General features: G+C 62.1%; 21 protein-coding genes and 1 pseudogene. 4 read left to right on the forward strand and 18 right to left on the reverse strand.

The features are described 5' to 3' along the window. Positions 1 to 219: 219 nt before the first annotated feature. The 5 genes from ASG03_RS13525 to ASG03_RS13545 all read right to left on the reverse strand — a co-directional run bounded on the left by ASG03_RS13525 (position 220) and on the right by ASG03_RS13545 (position 5,930). Entirely contained in the window at positions 220 to 1,296 is a 1,077-nt protein-coding gene (locus ASG03_RS13525; protein ID WP_062693962.1) for an ABC transporter ATP-binding protein, read from the reverse strand. Between the two features lie 12 nt (positions 1,297 to 1,308). Further along, entirely contained in the window at positions 1,309 to 2,823 is a 1,515-nt protein-coding gene (locus ASG03_RS13530) for a DUF5060 domain-containing protein (protein ID WP_062693963.1), read from the reverse strand. A 22-nt stretch (positions 2,824 to 2,845) separates the two neighbouring features. Further along, positions 2,846 to 3,718, reverse strand: coding sequence for a carbohydrate ABC transporter permease (locus tag ASG03_RS13535; RefSeq protein ID WP_062693964.1), 873 nt, complete (start codon positions 3,716 to 3,718; stop codon positions 2,846 to 2,848). Next, complete coding sequence (locus ASG03_RS13540; RefSeq protein WP_062693965.1) at positions 3,715 to 4,614, reverse strand: carbohydrate ABC transporter permease; 900 nt, start codon at positions 4,612 to 4,614, stop codon at positions 3,715 to 3,717. Before ASG03_RS13540 ends, ASG03_RS13535 begins: the two co-directional genes overlap by 4 nt. 110 nt (positions 4,615 to 4,724) lie before the next feature. Next, entirely contained in the window at positions 4,725 to 5,930 is a 1,206-nt protein-coding gene (locus ASG03_RS13545) for an ABC transporter substrate-binding protein (RefSeq protein WP_244475259.1), read from the reverse strand. A 228-nt stretch (positions 5,931 to 6,158) separates the two neighbouring features. Here ASG03_RS13545 and ASG03_RS13550 point away from each other — a divergent pair, with 228 nt between their 5' ends. Continuing rightward, positions 6,159 to 7,361 carry an ROK family transcriptional regulator gene (locus ASG03_RS13550; protein ID WP_062472596.1) on the forward strand — a complete coding sequence of 401 codons (1,203 nt, stop codon included), beginning with the start codon at positions 6,159 to 6,161 and terminating at the stop codon, positions 7,359 to 7,361. A gap of 247 nt (positions 7,362 to 7,608) precedes the next feature. On the opposite strand, the gene ASG03_RS13555 is transcribed toward ASG03_RS13550, so the two are convergent. The 11 genes and pseudogenes from ASG03_RS13555 to ASG03_RS13600 form a co-directional block, all read right to left on the reverse strand. Then, positions 7,609 to 8,073 carry a chemotaxis protein CheW gene (locus ASG03_RS13555; protein WP_156379892.1) on the reverse strand — a complete coding sequence of 155 codons (465 nt, stop codon included), beginning with the start codon at positions 8,071 to 8,073 and terminating at the stop codon, positions 7,609 to 7,611. A gap of 2 nt (positions 8,074 to 8,075) precedes the next feature. Next, positions 8,076 to 9,431, reverse strand: a pseudogene (locus ASG03_RS21115) (methyl-accepting chemotaxis protein); the annotation flags it as partial. Between the two features lie 9 nt (positions 9,432 to 9,440). Beyond that, positions 9,441 to 9,971 (reverse strand): CHASE3 domain-containing protein, encoded by a 531-nt coding sequence (locus tag ASG03_RS22260; protein WP_062693967.1) that lies wholly within the window; start codon positions 9,969 to 9,971, stop codon positions 9,441 to 9,443. Positions 9,972 to 10,042: 71 nt separating this feature from the next. Then, positions 10,043 to 10,222: a hypothetical protein gene (locus ASG03_RS21500; protein ID WP_156381831.1), complete on the reverse strand. Its 180-nt coding sequence runs from the start codon at positions 10,220 to 10,222 to the stop codon at positions 10,043 to 10,045. A gap of 300 nt (positions 10,223 to 10,522) precedes the next feature. Then, a complete protein-coding gene (locus ASG03_RS13570) occupies positions 10,523 to 11,320 on the reverse strand; it encodes an alpha/beta hydrolase (RefSeq protein WP_082475756.1) in 798 nt (265 codons plus the stop codon). A gap of 198 nt (positions 11,321 to 11,518) precedes the next feature. Next, positions 11,519 to 13,180, reverse strand: a complete 1,662-nt coding sequence (locus ASG03_RS13575; protein ID WP_062693968.1) for a GMC oxidoreductase — start codon at positions 13,178 to 13,180, stop codon at positions 11,519 to 11,521. Between the two features lie 77 nt (positions 13,181 to 13,257). After that, positions 13,258 to 14,340, reverse strand: coding sequence for an ABC transporter ATP-binding protein (locus ASG03_RS13580; protein WP_062693969.1), 1,083 nt, complete (start codon positions 14,338 to 14,340; stop codon positions 13,258 to 13,260). 7 nt (positions 14,341 to 14,347) lie between these two features. Continuing rightward, on the reverse strand, positions 14,348 to 15,232 hold the full coding sequence (locus ASG03_RS13585) for a carbohydrate ABC transporter permease (protein ID WP_062693970.1): 885 nt from the start codon (positions 15,230 to 15,232) through the stop codon (positions 14,348 to 14,350). Next, a complete protein-coding gene (locus tag ASG03_RS13590; protein WP_062693971.1) occupies positions 15,229 to 16,113 on the reverse strand; it encodes a carbohydrate ABC transporter permease in 885 nt (294 codons plus the stop codon). The genes ASG03_RS13585 and ASG03_RS13590 overlap by 4 nt, the downstream gene beginning before the upstream one ends. A gap of 114 nt (positions 16,114 to 16,227) precedes the next feature. After that, positions 16,228 to 17,460, reverse strand: a complete 1,233-nt coding sequence (locus ASG03_RS13595) for an ABC transporter substrate-binding protein (protein WP_062472606.1) — start codon at positions 17,458 to 17,460, stop codon at positions 16,228 to 16,230. Between the two features lie 59 nt (positions 17,461 to 17,519). Continuing rightward, positions 17,520 to 18,473, reverse strand: a complete 954-nt coding sequence (locus ASG03_RS13600; RefSeq protein WP_062693972.1) for a sugar phosphate isomerase/epimerase family protein — start codon at positions 18,471 to 18,473, stop codon at positions 17,520 to 17,522. 218 nt (positions 18,474 to 18,691) lie between these two features. Here ASG03_RS13600 and ASG03_RS13605 point away from each other — a divergent pair, with 218 nt between their 5' ends. Beyond that, positions 18,692 to 19,807, forward strand: coding sequence for a LacI family DNA-binding transcriptional regulator (locus ASG03_RS13605; RefSeq protein ID WP_062693973.1), 1,116 nt, complete (start codon positions 18,692 to 18,694; stop codon positions 19,805 to 19,807). Between the two features lie 106 nt (positions 19,808 to 19,913). Here ASG03_RS13605 and ASG03_RS13610 read toward each other — a convergent pair whose 3' ends face one another. Together ASG03_RS13610 and ASG03_RS13615 are read right to left on the reverse strand one after the other, a co-directional pair. Beyond that, complete coding sequence (locus ASG03_RS13610) at positions 19,914 to 20,213, reverse strand: DUF982 domain-containing protein (RefSeq protein WP_062693974.1); 300 nt, start codon at positions 20,211 to 20,213, stop codon at positions 19,914 to 19,916. 132 nt (positions 20,214 to 20,345) lie between these two features. Then, positions 20,346 to 20,822, reverse strand: coding sequence for an Hsp20 family protein (locus ASG03_RS13615; protein WP_062693975.1), 477 nt, complete (start codon positions 20,820 to 20,822; stop codon positions 20,346 to 20,348). A 347-nt stretch (positions 20,823 to 21,169) separates the two neighbouring features. Here ASG03_RS13615 and ASG03_RS13620 point away from each other — a divergent pair, with 347 nt between their 5' ends. Together ASG03_RS13620 and ASG03_RS13625 are read left to right on the forward strand one after the other, a co-directional pair. Then, positions 21,170 to 22,450 (forward strand): glycerate kinase type-2 family protein, encoded by a 1,281-nt coding sequence (locus ASG03_RS13620; protein ID WP_062693976.1) that lies wholly within the window; start codon positions 21,170 to 21,172, stop codon positions 22,448 to 22,450. A gap of 309 nt (positions 22,451 to 22,759) precedes the next feature. Continuing rightward, positions 22,760 to 23,572, forward strand: a complete 813-nt coding sequence (locus ASG03_RS13625) for an oxidoreductase (protein ID WP_062694049.1) — start codon at positions 22,760 to 22,762, stop codon at positions 23,570 to 23,572. The last annotated feature ends 146 nt before the right edge of the window (positions 23,573 to 23,718 follow it).

Here is a 23,718-nt window from a genome sequence, read left to right on the forward strand (position 1 = left end):
GTGCCCCGTCGGCATGTCATGAGGCCATTGCTGAGCCCATCGACGCGGATCGCCTGTCGACCCGCGCTCGGTACAAAATGTCCACGAAGGTCGCGCGACGTCTGGTGTCAAGCGCGAAACTCTGACTTTACGGCATGCGCAAGGTCTGGCGAAAGTTGCAGCGAGGAGTTTCAGATATCGCTCGGCGCGCGCAACCGCTCGTCGTAGCCCTTTGGAATCTCATGAAAATGATGGCAACCGCTCCTTCGTTTCCTTGTCGAACACATGCAGCGGCGCTGTCCCCAGTGAAAGGTGAACCTGTTCGCCGGGGACCAGTGCGATGCGGGACCTCAGGACAACGGTGATCTCCTGCGAGCCGAGCCGGACAGCAAGGTGGGTTTCCGAGCCTGTCGGCTCCACCACGAGCACCTCAGCCGATATGCCGCCGGTGTCGGCGATGCCGATCTCCTCTGGACGGATGCCGGCGATGACCGATTGTCCTGCGGCACAACGAAGGCCCGCTGGAAGCGGCACGCGGCCGGCGCCGTTCAGTTCAAGGAAGGCGCCGTCTTCGCCGACGATAACGCCGTCGAGGAAGTTCATGGCGGGCGATCCAAGGAAGCCAGCGACGAAGACGTTCTTCGGATGGTCGTAGAGATCGAGCGGCGTTCCGATCTGCTCGATATGACCGCCTTGCATGACGACGATCTTGTCGGCCATCGTCATGGCTTCGATCTGGTCATGGGTGACGTAGACGATCGTCGTCTTCAGGCGGTGATGCAGCGCCTTGATCTCCGCGCGCATTTTGACGCGCAGCTTGGCATCGAGGTTTGAGAGCGGCTCGTCGAACAGGAAAACCTTGGGATCGCGCACGATGGCGCGACCCATGGCGACGCGCTGGCGCTGACCACCTGAAAGTTGGGCCGGCTTGCGGTCGAGAAGGGGCTCGAGACCGAGGATTCCCGCGGCATGGTCCACCTTGCGCTTGATCTCGTCCTTGCCGGCGCCCGCCAACTCCAGCGCGAAGCCCATGTTCTGCGCCACCGTCATCTGGGGATAGAGCGCATAGTTCTGGAAGACCATCGCGATATCTCGGTCTTTCGGTTCCACTCCGTTCACGACGCGCCCGTCAATGCTGATCGTACCGCCGGTGATGGTCTCCAGACCGGCCACCATCCGCAGCAGTGTCGATTTCCCACAGCCCGAGGGGCCGACGAGAATGACAAACTCGCCGTCCGCAATGTCGATATCGACACCGTGGAGGACAGGATGGGCGCCATAGGATTTTCGGACGTCGCGGATCTGAACGGTCGACATTCCATGTTCCTCCTAGCGCTTCGGCCGCACGCGGATGGCGAGGTTCGGCTTGCCCGGCAGTTTCACGGCGAAAGCGGCATCCGGACGGCGCGGGCGGAGCGACGCGCCATGCCGGGTCGGATGGTTGGCTGGGGCATCGACGATCGTGGCGGGCGTCACCGTCATTTCCCACGTATCGATCACGTCAACGTCATAGTCTCCAGCCTCCTGCGGCAGGCCCGGCGCCCAGATGACGGGCTGGTGCTCGCCGAGATAGATATAGGTGACGTCGCCGTCGGTGGCGCCGGACACGCGGCTCCATGGCCAGTTCGCCTCGCGCGCGATCGGCGTCAGGCCGTCTTTCACTTCCTCCTGCAGGAGATCGCGCAGGAAGCCGATCCGCTTCCAGGCCTCCCCGTGCAGCACGCCCCCCTTTGCCCACCAGAGGATGTCGTCGGGATGCATGAAGGTTTCGCCATGACCCGCATAGCCGCCGCGCAGCAGGGTGATCCAGTAGCGATGGACCAGTTCGCGGGCGGAAATATTGCCCCAGGACAGCATGATGTTGCCCTCATACTCCGGCTCGTCGTTGACGACCGGCTTCCCGTAGGCCTCCCGCCATTCCTGCGTGCGCTTCACGTCCCAGTTCTGGATGCAGACGTGGCTGACCCAGGGGCGGCGATGATCGTAATTCGCGTTGACGTCGCCATTATGGATCGACTTCAGGTGATGGTAGGGATCATTCTCCTCGATGATCTGGAAGTAGCGGTCCCATTGGCCCATGGGCTTGGTGTCGAGGAGGAAGTCATACTCGTTGGCAAGCGACCACCAGACATTGCGATACGCAGCGAGGCGTGCGGTGAGATAGGCGACGTAGCGATAGTCCTGCTCGGCGCTCATGTCGCAATATCCCCAGCGGTCATAGGGATGGAAGATGATGATGTCGGCTTCGATGCCGAGATCGCCCAGCGCTTTCACCTGATTTTCGAAGTGGCGGAAACTTTCGGGGTTGGGCCGGTCGAAATCGAGTTCCCCGTCTGCGTCGCGCTCATAGACGTCATGGAGCGGCTCGTTGATATTGAACGGGTAATCCTTTGGGAAGACGCCCATCCGCATCTTATTGAAGCGCGCCTGTTTCAAGGTCTCCAGCGTCCGGGCCTGCAGGTCCAGAGGTTGATGCGTCCAGGCATAGCAGGTCGTGCCGAACGATAGGAACGGCGTGCCATCGGCATGGGCGAAGTGAAACCTGTTGGCGACCTGAACGGGTCCGTGGACATCGGGTCGCGCCGGTCCGGCAAGGAAGTTGCCGGATTGGCCGTCGAGTTCGGGTGCGGAAGAGCGCGTCACATACGTCCATTCGCCCTCGTTGTCGGGCATGAAGCGGATCTTGTAGACGCCATCGCCGTCATAGAAGCCGGGCACGCGCACGCGACGACTCTTCTGACTGAAGTCGGCCTCGAGCTCGACCTCGATGAACGGATTGCCGGAGGAGGGGCCCGTCAGGCTGGCTTCGAAGATGTCCCATTTGGCGATGCTGTTGTCGGTCATATCATGCGTCCTTGATGGAGATTCAGCCCTTCACCGCGCCGGACGTCAGTCCGGAAACGAAGTAGCGCTGGAAGATGAGGTAGACGATGGCGGCGGGAAGCACCGTCATCACGATGGCGGCGTTGAGTTGGCCGTAGTCCCTCGAGAATTGTCCTTGGAAAGCCGAAAGGCCGAGGGGAAGGGTCCACATGTCGCGGTCCTGCAGAAGGACGAGCGCCATGGCAAACTCGTTCCATGTGGACACGAAGTCGAGGATGAGCAAGGCGGCCAGCACGGGCAGGGAAACCGGCAGGAAGATCCGTCGGAAGATCGTGAAATGCGAAGCCCCGTCGATGCGGGCCGCCTCGCTCAGTTCCTTCGGGATACCCCGGAAGAAGCTCTGCAGGATGAAGACCTGATAGGGAATGCCGAAGGCAAGGTAAGGCAGAATGACGCCGGGATAGGTGTCGATCAGGTGCAGGCGGTTCACCAGCGTGAAGAGCGGTGCGAGCATCACCTGGAAGGGGATCATCGTGCCGAAGAGAATGACGAGAAGCAGCATCTTGCGGCCCGTGAACGGGATTTTCGCGAGGGCATAGGCAGCCATGGACGAAAGAAACAGACCAAGGGGTACCTTGATGACGGTGATGATGACGCTGTTGAAGAACGTCGTGTTGAAGCGACCACGGTCCCAGGCGCCGGTGTAGTTGGCGAATTTCGGATCGACGGGCGGGGCAAAGGCACTGGACGCCATCACCGCCGCATTGGACTTCAGAGAGGTGAAGATGATGAAGACGAAGGGTGCGACCCAGATGAGCGCGACCAGAACGAGCGTCGCCCACAGCGCCACCAGCACCCAGTCCCGCTGGGGCTTTTGCAATGTATTGTCGTACGGAGAGGCTTCCGTCGGTGTCATTGCTCGGTCTCCTCGGCGTTTCGCGTCCAGCGCAGATAGGGGATGACGACGCATAGGGTGATGAGCAGGAGGACGACGGAGATGGCGCTGCCGCGACCGAAGTCGAAGATCTGCATCGACTGGGTGAAAGCCCAGAGCGCCAGCATCTGCGTCGACTGCGCCGGCCCGCCGCCGGTCAGGCCGTAGATGATATCGAATGCCTTCAGCGAAGAGATGATGGCCAGCACGAGGACGATGGTGATCGTCGGCTTCAGCGCCGGAAAGGTGACGTGACGAAACACGCGCCAGCGTCCGGCGCCATCGATACGGGCCGCCTCGATCAGCGTCTTGCTGACGCCCTGCAACCCGGCGAGAAAGAGCACCATGGAAAAACCGACCGTCTGCCAGAGATAGGCGACGAATGCGGAGTAGAGCGCGATGTTGCGGTTTCCGAGCCAGTCCTGGATCCAGGTCTGGAGACCGAGGGAGGTCAGGACCTGCCCAAAAAGGCCGAAGAACGGGTCGTACATCCAGCGCCACATGGTGGCGACCGCAATGGGCGCGATGATGACCGGAAGATAGAAGATCGCCCGCAGGCCGTTACGGCCGAAGATCGGCTGGTTGACCCCGAGGGCCAGCATCAGCCCGACCAGCGGGGGAAAGATCGTCGACAGGATCGTCCAGATGACGGTGTTGCGGAACGCGCCCCAGAACACCGGATCCTTGGTAAAGATGTCGACGTAATTGTTGAGGCCGACGAACTCCTTGTGGGCGTCAAGGCCGTTCCAGCGCTGGAAGCTCAGGGCCACCACGTCCACCATGGGATAAATCGCAAACAGGACGTAGATGATGAAAGCCGGAGCGATCAGCATTGCCGCCTGGGTGCGCTGGTCGGAGAACAGGGATCTGGACGTCATGAGACACTCCATGCAAGGCAGGCTCTACGGCGCGGCAAGTCCGACGCGGGCGATGGATGCAGAGGGTAGAGGGCCGGCCCTTGCTCAGGGCCGGCGCAGGCAACCGGCAATCAGCGCCGGTTGTCGATGAAGGCCTGAAGCTGGCCGCCGGCATCCGCCGCCGCCATGTTGCCGCTCGCCACTTCGTTGATGACCCGGAAATACTCCGTCGTTACGTCGAGCGGAAAGGCCTGGTCGCCGTTCATGTAGACCTGCGTATAGGTGTTGAAGATGTCGACCCATTTCTGGTCGAGAGGACGCAGGTCCTTGTAGGTGACGTTCTTGTTGATGGAGGTGGTGCTGAACTGCCCGAGGCTTGCCTGCTGCACCGGTGTCGACATGAAATAGTCGAGGAACTTGGCCGCGGTGTCGGGATTTTTGCTCTTGCTGCTGATGTAGTGATACTCGGCAAAACCGTAGAGTCGGTTGGTACCGGTGGGAACGGGGAAAACGTCGTAGTCGTCGAGGTTTCCGGCCTCTGCGAGCTGCTGCACCAGCCAGTCGCCCTCCAGCATCATGGCCGCCCGACCACCGACGAAGAGATTGAAGGACTGGGCATTGTCGATGCCCATGAAGGGGCTGAGAATGTAGTTCTTGCTCCACCGGTCGAGCTCGGTGAAGGATGCCGCAGCGCAGGGCTCGGTTTTCCAGCTCATCTTCATGTTCATCAGCGCATCATGTTTTTCGATGCCGCATTTGGACTCCAGGATCACGTCCATTAGGCGCATGAGATGCCAATTGACCGTGCCGCCGAAGGTGATGGCGGGAATGCCGGCGGCTTTCAGCTTTTCTGCAGCCGCGACCAGTTCGTCATAGGTTTTCGGCGCTTCGGTGATGCCGGCCTGTGTGAACAGGGCCTTGTTGTAGTAGAGCGCCTCGCCCTTGAACGTGAAGGGCACGCCCTGCCGTCCGCCCTCATAGATCTTGGAAAAGGACGCGGCGGCGGGCACCAGCTCCTCGTCCCACTTGTACTGCGCATAATATTTGTCGAGCGGAAGGCTGAGGCCCGCCTTGATGTACTCGCCACCCAGACCGAGACCGGCCCAGCTGAAGAAGATATCGGGTCCGCGATCCGATCCTGCGGCAACGCGCAGGGCCGTCTTGTGATCATCGACGCCGCGCGTGACGATCTCGACGTTGACGCCGGGGTTTGCGGCCTCGAAGTCGGAGGCGATTTTCTGCATGGCGGCATTCGATGCCTCAGAGCTAAAATTCAGCGTCCACAGTGTGATATCCTCTGCAGACGCCGCGGTGCCCATCGCAAGTGCTGCGAGCATCGTGCCGGTCCGAAGTGCTTTCGTGATCAAGCGCATGGTGTCCTCCCTGTGCGTTTTCCTCATCCTCGCTGCTTTTTAGACTGGCGGATCGTCCGTTTGTCAATATGAATTCTGTCAGCCATGACAAAAGTCCGACGATATGGCGATTGTCGGCGCGCCAGTTCTGTCGTAGATGACGTCGTCAGACTCATGGAAAAACGCGGGAATGGGCGAGGGGACGGACGCGATATGGCCAATATGATCAGCGGCGGACTGCGAGGCCTTCTCGACGAGCGTCAGGTCGATACGCCTGTGGCGCGCGTGGTGCGTGCGCTCAGCGGTCACGGCGCGGTCAGTGCTGCCCAGATCGCTCGCACGACCGGTCTCGCGCGCTCCACCGTCTCCACGATCCTTGCCGATCTCCGGCGATCGAGCCTGGTCGTCGAGGTAGAGACGCGCAGTCCAGGCCTTGGTCGTCCCGCGCTTGCCCATTCCCTCAATCCGGAAGCGGGCACCTGTCTCGGTGTTCTGCTCGGACGCAACGAATTGCGGGTGGTTCTGGCGGATGTCGCCCACAACATCGTGGCCGATGTGGCAATCCCGCTCGAGCGCGATTACAAGCCGGAAAAAGCAACGCGGACTGCGAAGCAGACGATCGACAACATCTACAAAGAGCACAGTCTGCCGTATTCCGGGCTATTGGGCGTCGGGTTCGCAGTGTCGGCGCCTATCGCGTCCAGCGGACGGATCATGCGCGGGTCGCAGCTTCCGGGCTGGCAGGGCGTCGATCTGCGTGCAACCTTCGAACCCGTCTTACAGAAGCCGATCTTCGCCGACAACGAAAGCAACTGCGCGGCCCTTGCCGAGATGATGTGGGGGGCTGCCGCAGGGTTTGAGAATTTCGTGCTCTTCAAGCTCGATCTCGGCATCGGCGGCGCCATCGTCGCCAACGGCAAGGTTCTCACCGGTGCGGCCGGTACGGCGGGAGAATTCGGCCACATGGTGCTCGATCCTCGGGGGGATCTCTGCACCTGTGGCAACCGTGGTTGCATGGAGCTTTCCTGCAGCGGCGCTGCTGTTCTCGGCATCGCGGAGCGCCGCCTCGCCCGCAGTCTCGGGATGGCGGAGTTCGTGAAGATGGCGCAGGCCGGCGACCTTGGCTTCCAGCGCCTGCTGGAGGATGCGGGCGAGGCGGCAGGTCGCGGGCTTGCAACGGTCGGAACCATTCTCAATCCCGGCCTTTTCGTCATCAGCGGCGGAATGGCGACAGCGGGCGAAATGCTCCTTGCTCCCATCCGCGCGGCCTACAACCGGCACACCTTGGTCAAGGCAGGAGACGGAGAGGGCGCCAACCCCGCGTTTGTCACCGGCCGCTTCCTCGACAACGACAACTGCATGGGCGCTGTCGGACTGGTCCTCCGCCATCACGGGCGACTAACGAGAGCAGTGTAACGCCGCGTGAAATGGAAGCGGAAGGCCGACCCGCTTTCATCGAGACGGTTAGATCTGCATGTCTCGCCGCGGTCATGAAGCCAGGCCCTTTCCTGCGGCAGCGTCGCAGGCGAGGGGAGAGACACCGCTGGCTGGCCGGCGATCTCGCGCCGGCTCTCCGAGAGTGCCTCTGCTGGAGAAGCAAAGGTCCGGGCCTCACCGTATCTGCCGGAGGTTTGCTCGGCGCGAGATGATATCGATGGCTGACCTACGCCGCTGCCATCAATTCGGCCTCGCTCCGGTTGAACATCCGCTCCAGGTTCAGAAAGCAAATCATCCCGCTTGCCTGCGCGATGATGCCTTCGGAAAAGGTCGTGGCGTTCGACGAGGTCACGTCGGGGACCGGTTGCAGCAAGCTTGTTGGCACCATCAGGATATCGGATACGCGATCCACAAGGAGGCCCATGACCATTCCATGAACCTCCGTCACGACAATGGCGCTCCGTTCGGTCGGCTCCGTACTGCGCATTCCCAGTTTGAGCGCGAGGTTGATGACGGGAATAACGGTTCCCCGGAGGTTCATGACGCCGAGCACCTCGGCAGGCGCCTGTGGGATCGGTGTCGCCGGAGCCCATCCGCGGATCTCGCGGATCGTGATGGTCCGGACACAGAATTCCTGATCGTGAAGTCGAAAGGCGATAATCTCGAGCATATCAGTAGTTGCCATTGTCATGATCAGAACTCCTCCCAGCTTTCCTTGACAGCCGCGTTTCCGGCTGCGGCCTTAACGCCCTTTCGCATCGGCAATGCCGCTGCCGGAGCGCTCGGGCGGGCGCTCTGCTGGGTCGCACCCATGGCGGCGGCCATGTGACGCAGTGTGGCGGGCTGTGCACCGAGGCCACCGAGGTTGAACTGGCCGATCAGGTGGCGGAGCTTGCCACTTTCATCGGCAAGGGTTGCACCAGCCGCGCTTGTTTCCTCGACCATGGCCGCGTTTTGCTGGGTCACCTGGTCCATCTGGTTGACGGCGGTGTTCACTTCGCCAAGCCCGACAGACTGCTCGCGGGCGGATGTCGCGATGGAATCCATATGCTGGTTGATCGTGACGATGTAGCTTTCGATCGTCTGCAGGGCCTGGCCGGTTTCGCTGACAAGCTTCACACCGTTCTGGACCTCGACGGACGAATTGCGAATCAGCTCCTTGATCTCCTTCGCCGCCTTGGCCGAGCGCTGTGCAAGCTCGCGGACTTCCTGCGCGACCACGGCAAACCCCTTGCCGGCGTCTCCTGCCCGCGCGGCTTCGACACCGGCGTTCAAGGCAAGCAGGTTGGTCTGGAACGCAATCTCGTCGATGACGCCGATGATGTTGGAGACTTCGCTGGAGGATGTCTCGATCTTCCCCATCGCCTCGACGGCTTTGGCCACCACCCGTCCGGATTCGCTGGCGCTGGCATTCGCCTGGAGCGCGACGGAACGCGCTTCGTCGGCTCGTTTGGATGAGTTCGAGACATTGACGGTGATCTGATCGAGTGCCGCAGCCGTTTCCTCCAGAGACGCCGCCTGCTGTTCCGTCCGCTTCGACAGATCGTCGGCGCCGCGGCTGATCTCCTGGCTGCCGCTGTCGATGGAGCCCGTGGCTTGAGCAACCGAACGCAGCGTGTTTGCAAGCTGTTCGACGGCACCGTTCAGGTCATGACGCAGGGCCTCGAAGTCGGGAGCAAAGGGTTCATTCAGCTGGAAGGACAGATCCCCGGCAGCGAGGCGCTGGAGCCCTCGTGCAAGACCGGCGGTCGCTTCTGTAAGACGGACCTGTGCGGCGGCTTCTGCTTCGGCGGTGAGGCGGATCCGATCGGCTTCGGCCTGCTGTCTTGCGGCTTCCGCTTCTGCCTCCAACTGCCGGTTGGCGATCGCGGACTGACGAAAGACCTCGACGGCCTGCGCCATGTCGCCAACCTCGTCCCTGCGGCCGCGGCCGGGCACCTCGTTCGACGTGTCTCCGCCGGCCAGACGCTCCATGAAAGACGTCATGCGCCGGATGGGCTTGGCAATCGAAACGATGAGCAGCGTCGCGCAGATCAGCGCGAGGACAAGGCTTGCGGCTCAAGCCATCAACAGCGTCGCATAGGAGGTGGCGACAGCCGCATCCTGCGCTGCAAGGGCGGTTGCGAGCCGGGCTTGCGCAACGTCGGTCATCTCTCCCGCTTTGGCTCTCATCGCATCCATCGAGGCCTTGCCGGCGCCGCTCGACTCCAGCGCCCGTGCGTCCGCCTGTGTGGTCTTCTGCTGCATCAGCTTGATCTCGGCCTCTGCAACGTCATTGCGCCATTTCGACGCCAGGCCGACGAAGGCATCCAGTCTGGCGACCTGATCCGCGCTGTTGGTCCATTCCGCGCGCAGAGCACGCTGTTGTTCCTCGAGACGGGTCTGTCCGGACCGATAGGGGGCAAGAAAGTCTTCGTTCCCGGAAACGAGATAGCCGCGGATCCCCGTTTCCTGGTCGATCATGGATGCCATCAACGCATCGATGCCCCGCATGATGCGGGAGCGCTTCAAGGCGTCGTTCGTGGCGTCATCGCCTATGCCGACCTGCAACCAGTTGAAGGCGGCGGTCGAGAGCATCGTGATGAACAAGACAAAAAATGCCGCGAAAAATTTCGTACTTATCTTCCAAGAATTCATGTTTATGGGCCCGTTCCTGCAGATCAATCGAATGGCGTGTCAGCGGAAAATGCTTCGGCACGTTTGAAGCGAGAACAGAAATTCCCCTGTGCGGCCAAGGTGTGCGATCGGCCTTTAATCTTGATTAAAATCGCAATAGTAGAAGTAATGAGTGCAAAATAACGCAAGTGTAAAATAAGATATATAAAGAGAGTGGCTGTCATGTATTATCATCCGAAAACCGGATGACTTTGGCCCAAAACCCGCCGTTTCGTGGCGGTGGTGGTGGCAATGGCGCAGAGCCGTTGGCGACGTTCGTTCGGGACGGTGTCGGCGAGGTGGTCGGCGTCGTGCCACGCTCCGCCTCACGGGCTCTCGTCCTCACACGGGTCGCGCGTCAATCATCGATCAGTCTATCGGCTGCGTCGATCAGACCCTGAGGTGCGAGGAGATGCGCGTGCCGATCGTTTCGATGGGAGCACGGTTTTCCGCAAGATCGAAGGTGCGGCTCGCCAGCGTCCCGTTCATTTCCAGCGGTCGTGCAGGAACTGGGCTGCTTCCCTTGCCTCGTCCGATGAAATCGTGTGGCCCACGTCGGGAAACGTCTTCAGCGTGACATCGTATCCCGCTGCCGCGAGCTGTCGCTTTGCCGCGACCGAGGCTATGGGCGGTATCGTTCTATCTGCGGCGCCATGCATCAGCAGGATCGGGGTCTGCGTGGAAGACGCGGTGGGTGGAAGGGCCAACAGGCCTGCAAAACTTACGACAGCGCCAACCTTCCAGCGACCCGAGGTCACCGCATCAAGGGCCATGATGGCACCCTGAGAAACACCGACGAAGGCCACCCTTTCCAGCGCGTTATCGAAACCCTCCCGTTTGACGATCCCGGAAACGAGGTCGTCGAAAGCCCGGCGGGCGTCCCGGATACGGTCGGGCTTCATGACCTGGTCATCGACCGGGAACCACTGGCGGCCGCCCGACCTGTGCGGCGACGGTGCGTCGGGCGCCACAAACCTGGTGTCCGGCAATGTCGCCGTCCACGAATGGCCGATCACGGACATGACCGCCCCGAGACCGCCAATTCCATGAAACAGGATGACGAGGCGATCGCGTCGCTCCGGCCGAGCGGGAGCAACGTCGGCCACCTCGTGGCTTTGGCCACCCTTCGCCTCAACCTTCTCGACCACGCCCGTGGCTCCCGGGGTCGGTCGAAGACGAGTGTTGGCGACCGCAGCTGCATGGGAGAGCAAGAAGGCTGACAGCGCAACGAAGGCAAAGACAGCGACCGAATGAGACGAAGCGGCGATACTGGATGTGGTCATGGATTTTCCCGGATGCCTCCGCGAAACCAGATAGGCGTGATATTCGTTCCGCCCTCCCAAAAAATGCCGCGACCGATGACGGGATGACCGCCCGCACAATCGGGAAGGTGCAAAGCGAGGCCCCGCGTGAAGGCGCTTGGCGCAGACCGGAGTGGGGGCCGGTCGGCAACTGGTGTTCGAGAGGTCGCTGGCCGACCGTCACGCGGCCGTGAAAGCGCCTTGCCTGTATTGCTGTGCGAGATGTCTGCAGGCGCGCAGGGTCAACGCCATCACGGTCAGCGTCGTGCCGGAGATGCCGCTTCCTGGGAAGGCGCTGGCGTCGGTGACGATCAGGTTGGGCGCATCCCAAAGCTGGTTGTATGGATTGAGAACTGCTGCCTCGGGCGTCTCGCCCATCCGGGCGCCGCCGGTCTCGTGAATCGCCGCGCCCATGCACATGGTCTTCCTGAACCATGTGCGGAACATCCATCGACTAAAGGCGCTGGCGTCGGGAAAGGCGCCTTTCCCCATTTCCTTCAGTCCGGTCGGCGAACCGATGAACTCCAGATCGCCGCCGACGCCCTGAACCATCGCTATCAAGCTTTCCTCCTGGCGTTTGAGCAGCGCATGTTCTTCGTCCTGCATGACGCAGCGAATATGCGGGACGGGGATCTTCCAGGCGTCCGTGCGTCTGGCATCGAGCGTGATTCGGTTGTCGGCATAGGGCAGCATCCGGCCGAAGCCGAAAAAGGCGAGCCGGGATGCCTGCTGATCTGACGCAGGCGCGCGCCCCACGCTGCCCTGATAGTTGAAATCACCACGGTCCGGATCCGCTTCGCCAAAACGCGGAATGAAGATGCCGCCGGAGGGGTTGTAAAACGGGTCGATGGGGGCAGACTCGTCGATGGCCCAGCCCTTTGCCCCGGCGAAGGAGCCAAAGGCAAGGCATGGCACCTGGTCCATGAAGTAGCGGCCAAGTCCGCCCGAGCTGTTGCCAAGTCCATCCGGATGTCTGCCGGAGGCAGAATTCAGGAGAAGGCGGACGCTCTCGATGGGGGATGCCGCAAGAACGACCATGGCGGCCTGGGCCGTTGACACGGCACCCGTCGCGCTGTCGATGAATTCGGCACCGGTCGCGCGGCCGCTCTTGTCATCGGTGGTGATGCGCCGCACGACGGCGTTATACCTTACCGTGAGATTGCCGCTTGCGAGGGCTTCACGCAGCGGTTTCGGGATCCGTGCGGCATCCGGCGCGATATAGCGCCAGGACACCACGTGCCGGTTGTGCCAACGGCTCTCGATCGCGTGCTTGAAGGTCTGTTCCGCCGGCGTCAGACTGGCGCGCTTAGCATAAACACCGTCCGGCAGGGTGGAGACATCGTCCTTGTTTCCGTAGAGCCCGAGATAACTTTCGACCTCCGCGTAAAGCGGCGCTATCTCCGCATAGGAGATCGGCCAGTCAACGCCCTTTCCCGTTCTCGCATGAATCTTGAAGTCGTCGTCGGTCCAGCGCAGCAACACGCGCCCGAAGCTGTGCAGCCGTCCGCCGCTCTGGCGGCCACGGATCCAGAGGAAGGGTTCATGTTTCGGTGTTGTATAGGGGTTCTTGCGGTCGTTGACGAAGAAGTGGCTGAAGCGCTCGGTGAAGAAAGCCGCACGGGCCTGGATGGGTTGCCCCTTCACAGTGGCGCGGGCGCGCTCCCAGATGTTGATGCTGCTTGTCGGGGGTTTCTTGCGCTCAGGATCGAAAGCCTCCGGGCCGACCTCCGCGCCGGCTTCCAGAAGAAGGACCGACAATCCCTGTGCCGTTAGCTCCTTGACCGCGAATGAGCCCGCGGCACCAGAGCCGATGACCAGTGCGTCATATCGTTTGTCCGTCATGTCGGCTCACATCCTGTCTTGAAGCAATAACGGGAGAAATCCTCCCGGGTCTCGCGAAAGACCACATGCCGTTTGCGCTAAAGTCGCGATCCGTCGGCCCCGAAGAGCGATGCCTTTGTCATGTCGAGGCCGGGTGCGAGCGCATCGCCGGGCTTCAGCGTGACATCGCCCATCAGACGAAGCGAAAGGCTTTTGTCGAACCAGTCGAACCAGAGGACCGCCTCCGGCCCCATCGGCTCAACGACAGAGACGTGTCCGGAAAGGGTGGGCAGCCCACGGGCGATGCCGTCGAGCACGAGATGGTCCGGCCGGAAGCCGAGGGTTGCCGGTCCCGTTGCAGGAGGCGTCTTGAAGGCGTAGCCGTCGAGATCCGCGCGCAGTCCCTTGCTCTCGAAGGTGATCGAACCCCTGTCGGTGTTGATGCGGCCTTCGATGAAGTTCATCGCCGGGGCACCGATGAAGGCGGCGACGAACAGATTGGCGGGCCGGTGATAGATCTCGGCAGGCGAGGCCAACTGCTGGATGACGCCGTCCCGCATGATCGCGATGCGATCGGCCAGGGTCAGCGCTTCGACCTGATCATGGGTCACGTAGATCATGGTGTTGCCGAGACGCTGGTGCAGCTTCTTGATCTCGACGCGGAGCTCGTTGCGGAGCTTTGCGTCCAGATTGGACAACGGCTCGTCGAAGAGGAACACATCGACCTCTCGAACCAGCGCGCGCCCAATGGCCACGCGCTGACGCTGCCCGCCGGAAAGTTCGGCTGGGCGCCGATCCAGCAGCGTGTCGAGGTGAAGAAGGGCAGCGATCCGCGAGACCCGCGCCTCGATCTCCAGCTTCGGCAGTCCCGCGACGCGCAGGCCGAAGGAAAGGTTCTTGCGCACGGACATGCGGGGATAAAGCGCATAGGATTGGAACACCATGCCGATCCCGCGATCCTTCGGCTCTTCCCAGGTGACATTCTTGCCGGAAATCCAGACTTCGCCGGCGGTGATGTTCTGGAGGCCGGCAATCGCGTTCAGGAGCGTGGACTTGCCGCAACCCGAAGGGCCGAGCAAAACGAGAAACTCCTTTGGCGCGATGTCGATCGACATCTCCTCGATGACGGTCTGGTTGCCATAGGCGATCTTGAGGTTGTTGATGGAAATAGCGGACTGCATGGCGGCATTATCCCTTTACGGCCCCTGCGGCGATGCCTCTGACGAACCAGCGACCGGACAGGAAATAGATGGCGAGCGGAACGAGCGCGGTGAGGATCGTTGCGGCCATGTTGACGTTGTAGGTGCGCTCGCCCATCGTCGTGTTGACGATGTTGTTGAGTTGAACCGTCATCGGCAGGTTGTCGCGGCCGGCAAAGACAAGGCCCAGCAGGAAGTCGTTCCAGATGCCGGTGAATTGCAGCATGGACACGACGGCTACCATCGGCACAGCCAGCGGCAGCATGATTTCAAAGAAGATGCGCCAGAAGCCGGCACCATCGACACGGGCTGCCTTGCACAGTTCTTCGGGAACGCTGACGAAATAGTTGCGGAACAGCAACGTCACTAGCGGCAGGCCGAAGATGACATGGACGAGGATGATGCCGGCGAAGGAATTATAGAGACCGACCGCCGCGAGTGCCCGGACCATCGGATAGAGATAGATCTGATAGGGAATGAGGCCGCCGGCCAGGAGAAGGCCGAACAGCAGGTGAGCTCCGCGCGGACGCCAGAGCGACAGGGCGTAGCCATTGACGGCACCCATGAAGACCGACAATGCGACCGATGGCAGGGTGATCGCAACGGAATTCCAGAAGCCGTTGCGAATGCCGACGCAGACGGTGCCCATGCACGCGCCGGACCAGGCTGTGACCCAGGCGGACACATCGAGCGTCGCCGGGAGCGCGAAGATCTGTCCAAGGCGGATCTCGTCCATGGTTTTCAGCGATGTGACGACCATGATGTAGAGCGGCAGCGTGAAGAAGAGGACGGCAACGAGGAGGAAAACATAGAGCCCGACGCGGCCGACGGTGATGTGTGCCGGCATCGGGCCGTTGGGGCTTCGCGGGCTCATCCGCGCGCTCCGGTGCTTTTGCGGCGCAGGAACATCGCGTACCGGAACGGAGCGACGATGGCGATCACGCCGAGGACGAGGACCGTTGCCCCCGCGGTGGCCAGGCCGAGGTTCTGGCGCCCGAAGAGATTGTCCATGATGAACTTGGCCGGCACCTCCGTCGCATTGCCGGGACCACCATTGGTCATGGCGACGACGATATCGTAGGTCTTGATCACCCCCATGCCGAGCAGCAGGCCGGCGGCGGCAAGCGCTGGACCCAGTTGTGGCAGGATGATCGAGACATAGATGCGCCAGACGGGAATGCCGTCGATCCTTGCCGCTTTCCATTGTTCGGCCTCGATGCCGCGCATGCCGGCCAGCACGATCACCATGACAAGACCCGCACCCTGCCAGACGCCGGCCAGAACCAGGGCATGGATCGCCATGTCGCGGTTCACCGCCCAGTCGAGAACGAAGCTTTCCCAGCCGAGGGCGCGCACGCTGGCCTGGATGCCGAGCGTCGGATTCAGCATCCACTGCCAGATGAGCCCGGTCACGACGAACGACATCGCGTAGGGATACAGAAAGAGCGTTCGGAAGACGCTTTCAAAGCGGATCTTGCGATCGAGGGCTGCTGCCAGCAGAAAGCCCAGCAGAAGACATCCACCGACGTAGAGAAGACCGAAGACCAGGACATTGTGCAGCGAGGCGAGCCACTTGGCCGAGGAAAACAGTTTTGCATACTGGGCAAGGCCGACATAGTCCGACGAGGGAAAGATCGTTGAACCCGTGAAGGAAAGATGGATCGACCACGCCATGGTGCCGATGAAGACCACCACCGCCACGAGCCAGGTCGGCAGAAGGGCAAGGGTCGCTGACAGGTTGGGCTTGGGTTTCATGGGCGGCGCCAGTTCGTTGCGGGATAGGCGGCAGTCATCGCACCCCCCTTTGTCAGGAGCGGCGTGGAGGCGCATCAGCGGCGCCGGAGCAGGTCCGGCGCCATCTGCAGGGTCTCATTGCAAGACGGTGAAGAAGTTCGTGGTCGCGGCATCCGCATCGTTGAAGCTGCCGTTCCAGTATTCATCGACGAAGTCGTCCAGTGCCCCGACCTGTTGCGGCGTCAGCACGATCGCCTGGTCCGGCACGATGGCACCGGCACGCATCAAGTCGACACCCTTCTGGGCGCAGACGTCGAGCTTTGATGTGTCGACGTCGGAACGCGCGGGGACCGATCCCTTCTTCAGGGCGAAATCGACCTGAACCGCCGGATCCATCGCGACGTCGGCGATGAGCTTCTGTGCCGTGTCGGTCTCGGCATTGCCAGTTTTCGGGAGGTAGAAGGAGTCGGCGATATAGACCATGCCCGGCGATTCCGGGACGATCATGCAGCCATAGTCCTTTCCGGCTTCCTTGCCGGCAACGGTAAATTCCCCTTTGGCCCAATCGCCCATGAACTGCACGCCGGCTTTGGCCGTGATCAGCATCGCCGTGGCATCGTTCCAGTTGCGGCCGCTCGCACCTTCGTCGACGTAGCCATGCAGCTTGCCAAGGATCTGCAGCGTCTTGCGGACACCCTCTCGGGAGGCGTCGCTTGTGTCCTTGTCGACGTAGATCTTCAGGAAACCGTCGATCCCGACCTGCGAAAGCAGGATCATGTTGAAGACCTTCGTCTGTTGCCAGGGCTGGCCGCCCCAAGCGACCGGGACCAAGCCCGCCGCTTTCAGCTTATCCAAGCCGGCAAAGAGCTCGTCCCAGGTTTTCGGCTCCGCCTCGATACCCGCCTTCTGGAAGGCGTCTTTCGAATAGAACATCCAGCTTTCGCCATGCGCGCCGATGGGTGCGAGATAGACATGTCCGTCATAAGAAGCGAGATCGAGAAGCGACTTGGGCAAGACGCCGGCCCAGTTTCCGTTCGTGGCGATGTCATCGATGGGGTTGAACAGTCCCTGCTTCAGGAAGTCGGCGGCAGCCAATCCGATAATGCCCTGTTTCGCCCCCGGCGGGTCACCCGCGACCATACGGTTCTGGAAGGCTGCATCCGCTGCGCCAAAGCCGGCGATCGAGGAGTCCTTCCAGACACCGCCTCGCTTTTCATATTCCGTTTTGATGACGTTGAGGGCAGCGGCCTCGCCGCCCGACGTCCATGAGGATAGCACCTCGATCGTCGGCTTGTTCCCGGCCTCGGCCGTGGTCAGAAACCCGGCGCATGCGACACCGGCCAGAAAGAGCATCATCCTGTTCTTCATCGTTCGACCCTTCCAAAAAACGCCCTTTCGGGGCGCGTTCATCGACTGTGAGGACTGTGTCAGTGATAGATCGGGAGCAGCGCCTGTCGGACGAGCGTGAGCCCGTTGGCAATGTCACGCACGGGATTCGGCGCGGCGTCGAGCTCGAGGATTGCCCACCCTTTGAAACCCTGATCGCGCAGCAGTCTCGTCCAGGCCGGCCAGTCGACCCTCCCGAGACCGAGGTCGCAGAAATAAGGGCGGTGACGATCGTGGATGTGTTCGTCGATCGGCGTATCGGCCGGCATCGGGCCGATCGCATCCTTCCAATGGGCGATGATCATGCGCTCGTGATGGCGATCGACCATCTGCACAGGGTCGGATCCAGCAAGAATGATATGCGCCGTATCCGGGCACATATGCACATAGGCCGGATCGGTGAGCATCATCATCAAATCGACATCGCGGGCGGCGGCGAAGATCGAATGGGCTTCCGTATGAAGCGCAAGACGGATGCCGCGTGCGAAAAGAGCGGCGCCGAGCCGATTAAGGAAATCGGCGATGCGTTTCGCCCGATCGAAATCGTAAAACTCCACCGGCTGCGCGCCCAAGGTCTGGCGCAAGGGGGCGCCGATCACCATGATGTCGCTGCCACACGCCTTCAGGAAATCGGCATAGGCCTCGGCCTTGGCAATAATCGCCGCTTGCGCCTCCGCCTTGGTAAAATCGCCGGAGGCTTCGAGCTCGGCGAAGAAGCCGCTGCACAGCGTCAACCCACGCCGTGAGAGTTCGGCTGCGAAAGCATCGACGGAGCCATATGTCTTGACCGCATCCTGCCAGTTGAAGGGGGAGAAGGTCAGTTCGACGCCCGTGACGCCTGATTGTTGGACGCTGTCGAGGGTCTTGTCCCAGAAGGCGCGTGGCGCCGAGCGTGCAAAGGCGATGATGGCATCGTGAGTATCGACATCCCAGAAACCGGGATGGAAGAAGGTGACGAGATCAACACCGAAACGAAGTCTAACACCATCTGTCATGGATACACCTTCCTTAGGGCAGAGCATGCTGTTCCTGAGCGTCGACCGTCACGTCAGTACAACGTCGACTGGCCGCCCCGTCAGATATGGCAAACGTTTGCCATGATGAGATAATAGCCAGGCCTTTTTTTTAAGCAAGTGCTTTTTAGCAAATGTTTGCGAGAAATCGTCTATGACCGTACAAGTGCGACGGAGAGCCTGCAGGAGCATGATGGAACGTGCCTAAGGACAAGGATATTCCCGGGGACGAGCAGGCCGGTCCCCTGATGGCCGATGTGGCGGTCCTTGCGGGCGTGGCGATCTCGACGGTCAGCCGCGCGCTCGCCAACCCCGGCCGTGTGAACGAGAAGACGCGGATCCGGATCGATGCCGCCGCCAAGCAGCTCGGATATACGCCGAATGCCATGGCGCGCGGTCTTCGGGTCGGCAAGTCCAATATCATCATGATCGTCCTGCCGGGTTCCCTCTACTACGGCGCTTCGCAGATCGTCCCGCAGGTGCTGCATGCCATCAACACGGCGCTGCTGCGGAGCGGCTACACCCTGCTGATCGCCAACCTCGCGCGCGATGAGCCCTCCGAGCGGCATATCCTCAACCTGGCCTACAGCGGGACGGTCCGGGGCACGATCATCCTCTCGTCGAAGCTGCCGGAGCTGGAAGGTCGTTCGCTCGCGGGCGCCGGCTTGCCGATCGTTTCCATGCTGTTGGATATGAGCGCATCCGGCGTGCCGAGTGTCGTGACCAACGATCGCGAAGCCGTTCGCGACGCAACTGCTGATCTTATTCGTCTGGGGCATCGCCGGTTTTTCTATCTCGCCGGACCTGACGGGAATTATCACGACGTCGAGCGGTTCGGCGGCGTGTTGGAAGCACTGCAGATGGCAGGATTGCCGGAAGCGGCGGTGGTTCGCTCGGGCGGCAAGCTGGATTACCAGCAGGGGTTTGAGATTGGCCTGCAAGGTGCCGACGATTTCATGGCGCTTGCCGAGAAGCCGACCGCCGTCATTGCGACGAGCGACGATATGGCAATCTCCTTCATGAGCAAGTTGAAAGGCATGGGCATTTCAATTCCGGACGAACTCTCGATCGTCTCGTTCGACGGCTCTCCCGTTTGCGCCTTCTGTTCGCCGCCGCTGTCGACGATCGAACAGCCGGCAGAGGAAATGGGCGGTGCGGCCGTTGAATTGCTCCTCCAGGCCATCGAGAAGGGAAATGGCCCACAGGCCACGCGTCGGGTCATTCCAAGCCGTCTGATCGTTCGCGACAGCATGGCCGCGCCGCCGTCGTCCGCGCACGGGGCAGAGCGCTCGCCCGTTTACTCGCCGCGCGGCTGACGAGCGCGTTCGAGGGTTTCCCGGAAAGGCCGCCGGAGGTCACGCCGAACTGCCGACCGCTAGGCGGCGCGGAACATGTGGGCGAAACGGGACATCGCCGGGCTCTTCAGCGCACATGCGGATCACGGTCGTGTCGCAGGCGGGACGCGGAGAGAGCCGCCGTGTCCGGCGCGAGCAGGTCGTGTCTCCCGGCAAAGGCGACAAAGAGGCCGCGGGCCGTCTCGGCCTCGATGTCGCCCCGCAATGCCGCTTCGCAGGCCTTCAAGGCGACCGCGTGCGCAGTGTCTCGCATCGACATGGGCCACTCGCTAAGGTGCCGATGAGCGTCGGCCACGCTGCGGATCTCGGCCGGAAAGCCGAGGCCGATGACGATGGACACGGGCTTTCTGAAGAAATTCGGTTTCATGGCGCGCTCCTTCCCAACCTCGCCCCAACCTCGCTCAACCCCGGATGTCACCCCCGGGATGTCACACCCGGGATGTCACTCCCAAATGTCAAAGGGGCGCTGCCGCAGCAGCGCCCCTCCTCGACGGTTTGATCACGCCGCCTTCTGCGCTTCGATCTGCGCCGGCGCGGTCTTCTGCCCAATGGCTGTCCTGCTCTCAATGTCGATTTTCCGCGGCTTCAATGCCTCCGGGATTTCGCGAACGAGGTCGATCGACAGAAGACCGTTCTCCAGGCTCGCACCTTTCACCCTGACGTGATCGGCAAGCTCGAACCGATGCTCGAACGGCCGCGCGGCGATGCCGCGGTGGAGATAGCCATCATTCGACACCTCCTGTTTCTTGCCGGTCACCGTCAGGAGATTGGACTGGAAGGTAATGTCGAGATCGTCCTGCGCGAAACCTGCGGCGGCAACGGAGATCCGGTAGCTGTCGTCGCCGGTTTTCACGATGTCATACGGCGGCCAGTCGCTGATCGAGCGGGCGCGCTGGGCGTTTTCCAGAAGATGGAAGACCCGGTCGAAGCCGACGCTGGAGCGAAAGAGCGGCGCATAGTCGTAAGATGTTGCCATAGCCATATCCTCCTTGAAGCAACATGGGATCGGAAGCGCCGCAGCGGCGCCTCCGGCAAGGCCGGCCCTGGCGTCAGCGACCGGCAGGAAACGATTTGGTTTTGGCGTTTTTCGGGTTCAAGAGGGAGCTTGAGAAAAAATGCGCGGTCTCGGGCGCCGGTGTTGCGCGAACGCAGCGTTGCCAACGCGCTTCGTTTGTCGCGGCCGGTCGCGACATGCGCTGACTGTCTCCGCCGCGTGCATTCTGATGGCGGTGCGGATGTTCGGTGGGTCGCCGCCTCGGCTTTGCATTCTGTCGCTCGCTTTGCCAAAAGAGGTGTTGCAAGAGACAGCAAGGTGGACCCCGGATGCCAATCGAGAACCCACGTGCGTTCCTCACGTCGCTCTTTGAGGCTGCTGTTCGTGCGGCTGATCCTCTGGAGGCGATCAGGGCCCACCTGCCGGAGCGACCGAAGGGTCGCACGGTTGTGATCGGTGCCGGAAAGGCGGCGAGTCAGATGGCGCAGGCCCTGGAAAGCGTCTGGGATGGTCCGCTGGAGGGCGTGGTCGTCGCCCGGCATGGTCCTGTCGCCGCCTGCGCGCGGATTTGCGTGCTGCAGGCCGCGCATCCGGTCCCCGACGCCGCGGGCCTCGTCGGGGCGCAGGCATTGTTGGCGGAAGTCTCCGGCCTGACGCCGGACGATCTCGTGATCGCCTTGATCTCTGGGGGTGCCTCCGCCCTTTTGCCTTCGCCGCCGGCGGGATTCGCTCTGGCCGACGAGATTGCGCTGAACGAGGCGCTTCTCGCTTCCGGTGCGCCGATTTCCGCCATGAACGTCGTGCGCAAGCATGTCTCGTTGATCAAGGGCGGACGCCTCGCCAAGCGTGCGTTCCCGGCGCGCGTCGTCAGCCTCGTCGTGTCGGATGTCCCCGGGGACAACCCTGCCTTTGTCGGCTCCGGTCCCACGATTCCCGACGATGCGGATCGCAGTGACGCGCTTCGGGCCATTCGGGACTATGGTATGAAAATCCCGTCCCGCCTTCTCGACCATATCGCCACGGCAGACAGCCCGCGACCCGACGATCCGGCCTTTGCCGGGCACGAGGCTCATGTCATTGCCTCTGCCCGTGTTTCTCTGCAGGCCGCCGCACGCCTGAGCCTTGAGGCCGGCGTTACGCCGTTGATCCTTTCTGACCGGATCGAGGGGGAAGCCCGTGATATCGGGCGCATGCATGCGGCGCTGGCCATGGAGTTTCAGACAGGCCAGCGCCCGCAGGAAGGCCCGATGGTTCTCCTTTCAGGCGGGGAAACCACTGTGACCATGGGCTTGGAGCATGCCGACCCCGCACGGCGCGGCAAAGGCGGGCGAAACACCGAACTGCTGCTGGCAGCCGCCATCGACCTCGACGGCTCCACTGGCATCACCGGCCTTGCAGCCGACACCGACGGCATCGATGGTTCCGAGACTAACGCCGGCGCCTTCTGCGATGGCCAGACCGCCGCACGCATGCGGGCGACCGGTTGCGAGATGCGTGCCTGCCTTGCCCGGCACGACGCCTGGTCCGCATTTTCAGCGTCCGGCGACCTGTTCGAGACCGGTCCGACGGGCACCAACGTCAACGACTTCAGGGCGTTTCTTCTGCTCTAGGCGTGCAAGACGCTTTGTGGGGCGTTTACTCCGGGGAAGCCGCCGCGCGGATGGCCTGAACCGGCTGCATCAGCGCAGCGGCAGGGTTGGGAAGGGCGTCCGCCCGCTCGTCTGGCCCGACAGGCGGCGGGGCATCGATCGACATCTTCGGTCGGCGTGGTCGCCGCAAACCAGGAGATGGACCGCCCGTCAAGAAGGCCCTTGACTTAATGATGATGATCGTCATATTTAATGATGACGGACATCATCAAAACAGGTCGATGGCTCTGCGGCCCTTTCGAACCGGCGGCCGAGACCAAGAGGTGCAACATGGACAGTGCTCAGAAGACAGCTTTCCTGACGGGCGCCTCGAGCGGGATCGGGAAGGCGACGGCGATTGCGCTGACCAAGGCCGGGTATCGGGTCATCGGCACAAGCCGGACGGCAAAGCCCGGCGAGGTTCGCGACGGAATCCGGCTGGTCGGCTGTGACGTGACCTCCGACGCATCGGTCGCCGCCGCCGTCGCGCAGGCGCATGCGGAGCTCGGGCGCATCGATCTTCTCGTCAACAATGCAGGCTTCGGTATCGTCGGTGCCGCGGAAGAGAGTTCGCTTGAACAGGTCCGGTCGCTCTATGATACCAATGTTCTCGGCGTCGTACGGGTTACCAACGCGGTCCTGCCGATCATGCGAGCACAGGGACGCGGCCGCATCGTCAATGTCGGATCCGGGCTCGGCTTCATTCCCGCGCCGTTCAATACCCATTATTCGGCGACCAAACATGCTCTTGAAGGCTATTCCGAAGCCCTTGATCACGAGGTTCGCGGCTTCGGCGTGCGGGTTCTGCTCGTCGAACCGGGTGCCACGCATACCGCGTTCGAAGCGAGTGCCGTCCCGGCCGATGCACCCCTGACAGCCTATGACCGGCTTCGTGCCGGTTACGATATCGCCTATGGCAAGGCGATGAGGGCGGCCGATACGGCGCAGAGCGTTGCAGACACCATTTTGCGCGCAGCGTCCGACAGCACGCCGATGCTCCGCTATCCCTCGGGCAAGGTGGCGCGACAAGGCGCCTTTGCTCGTCGCTTTCTGCCCCGCTCCCTGTTCGACAGGGTGCTGCACAAACAGTTCGGCCTCGGCTAGGGCATCGCCGGAGGCGACAGCGGGGGTAGTGCCGCGACGTGCCGGTCGCACGGGCCGACCCACGGCGGACGGCAAACCGCGATACCGACATCTTACGACCGGGTGGCGTCTTGAAGAAAACGACCCCGCGGTTCCCTGCAGCCTGA

This window comes from Rhizobium sp. Leaf341, from assembly GCF_001424325.1.
Taxonomy (GTDB): Bacteria; Pseudomonadota; Alphaproteobacteria; order Rhizobiales; family Rhizobiaceae; genus Ferranicluibacter.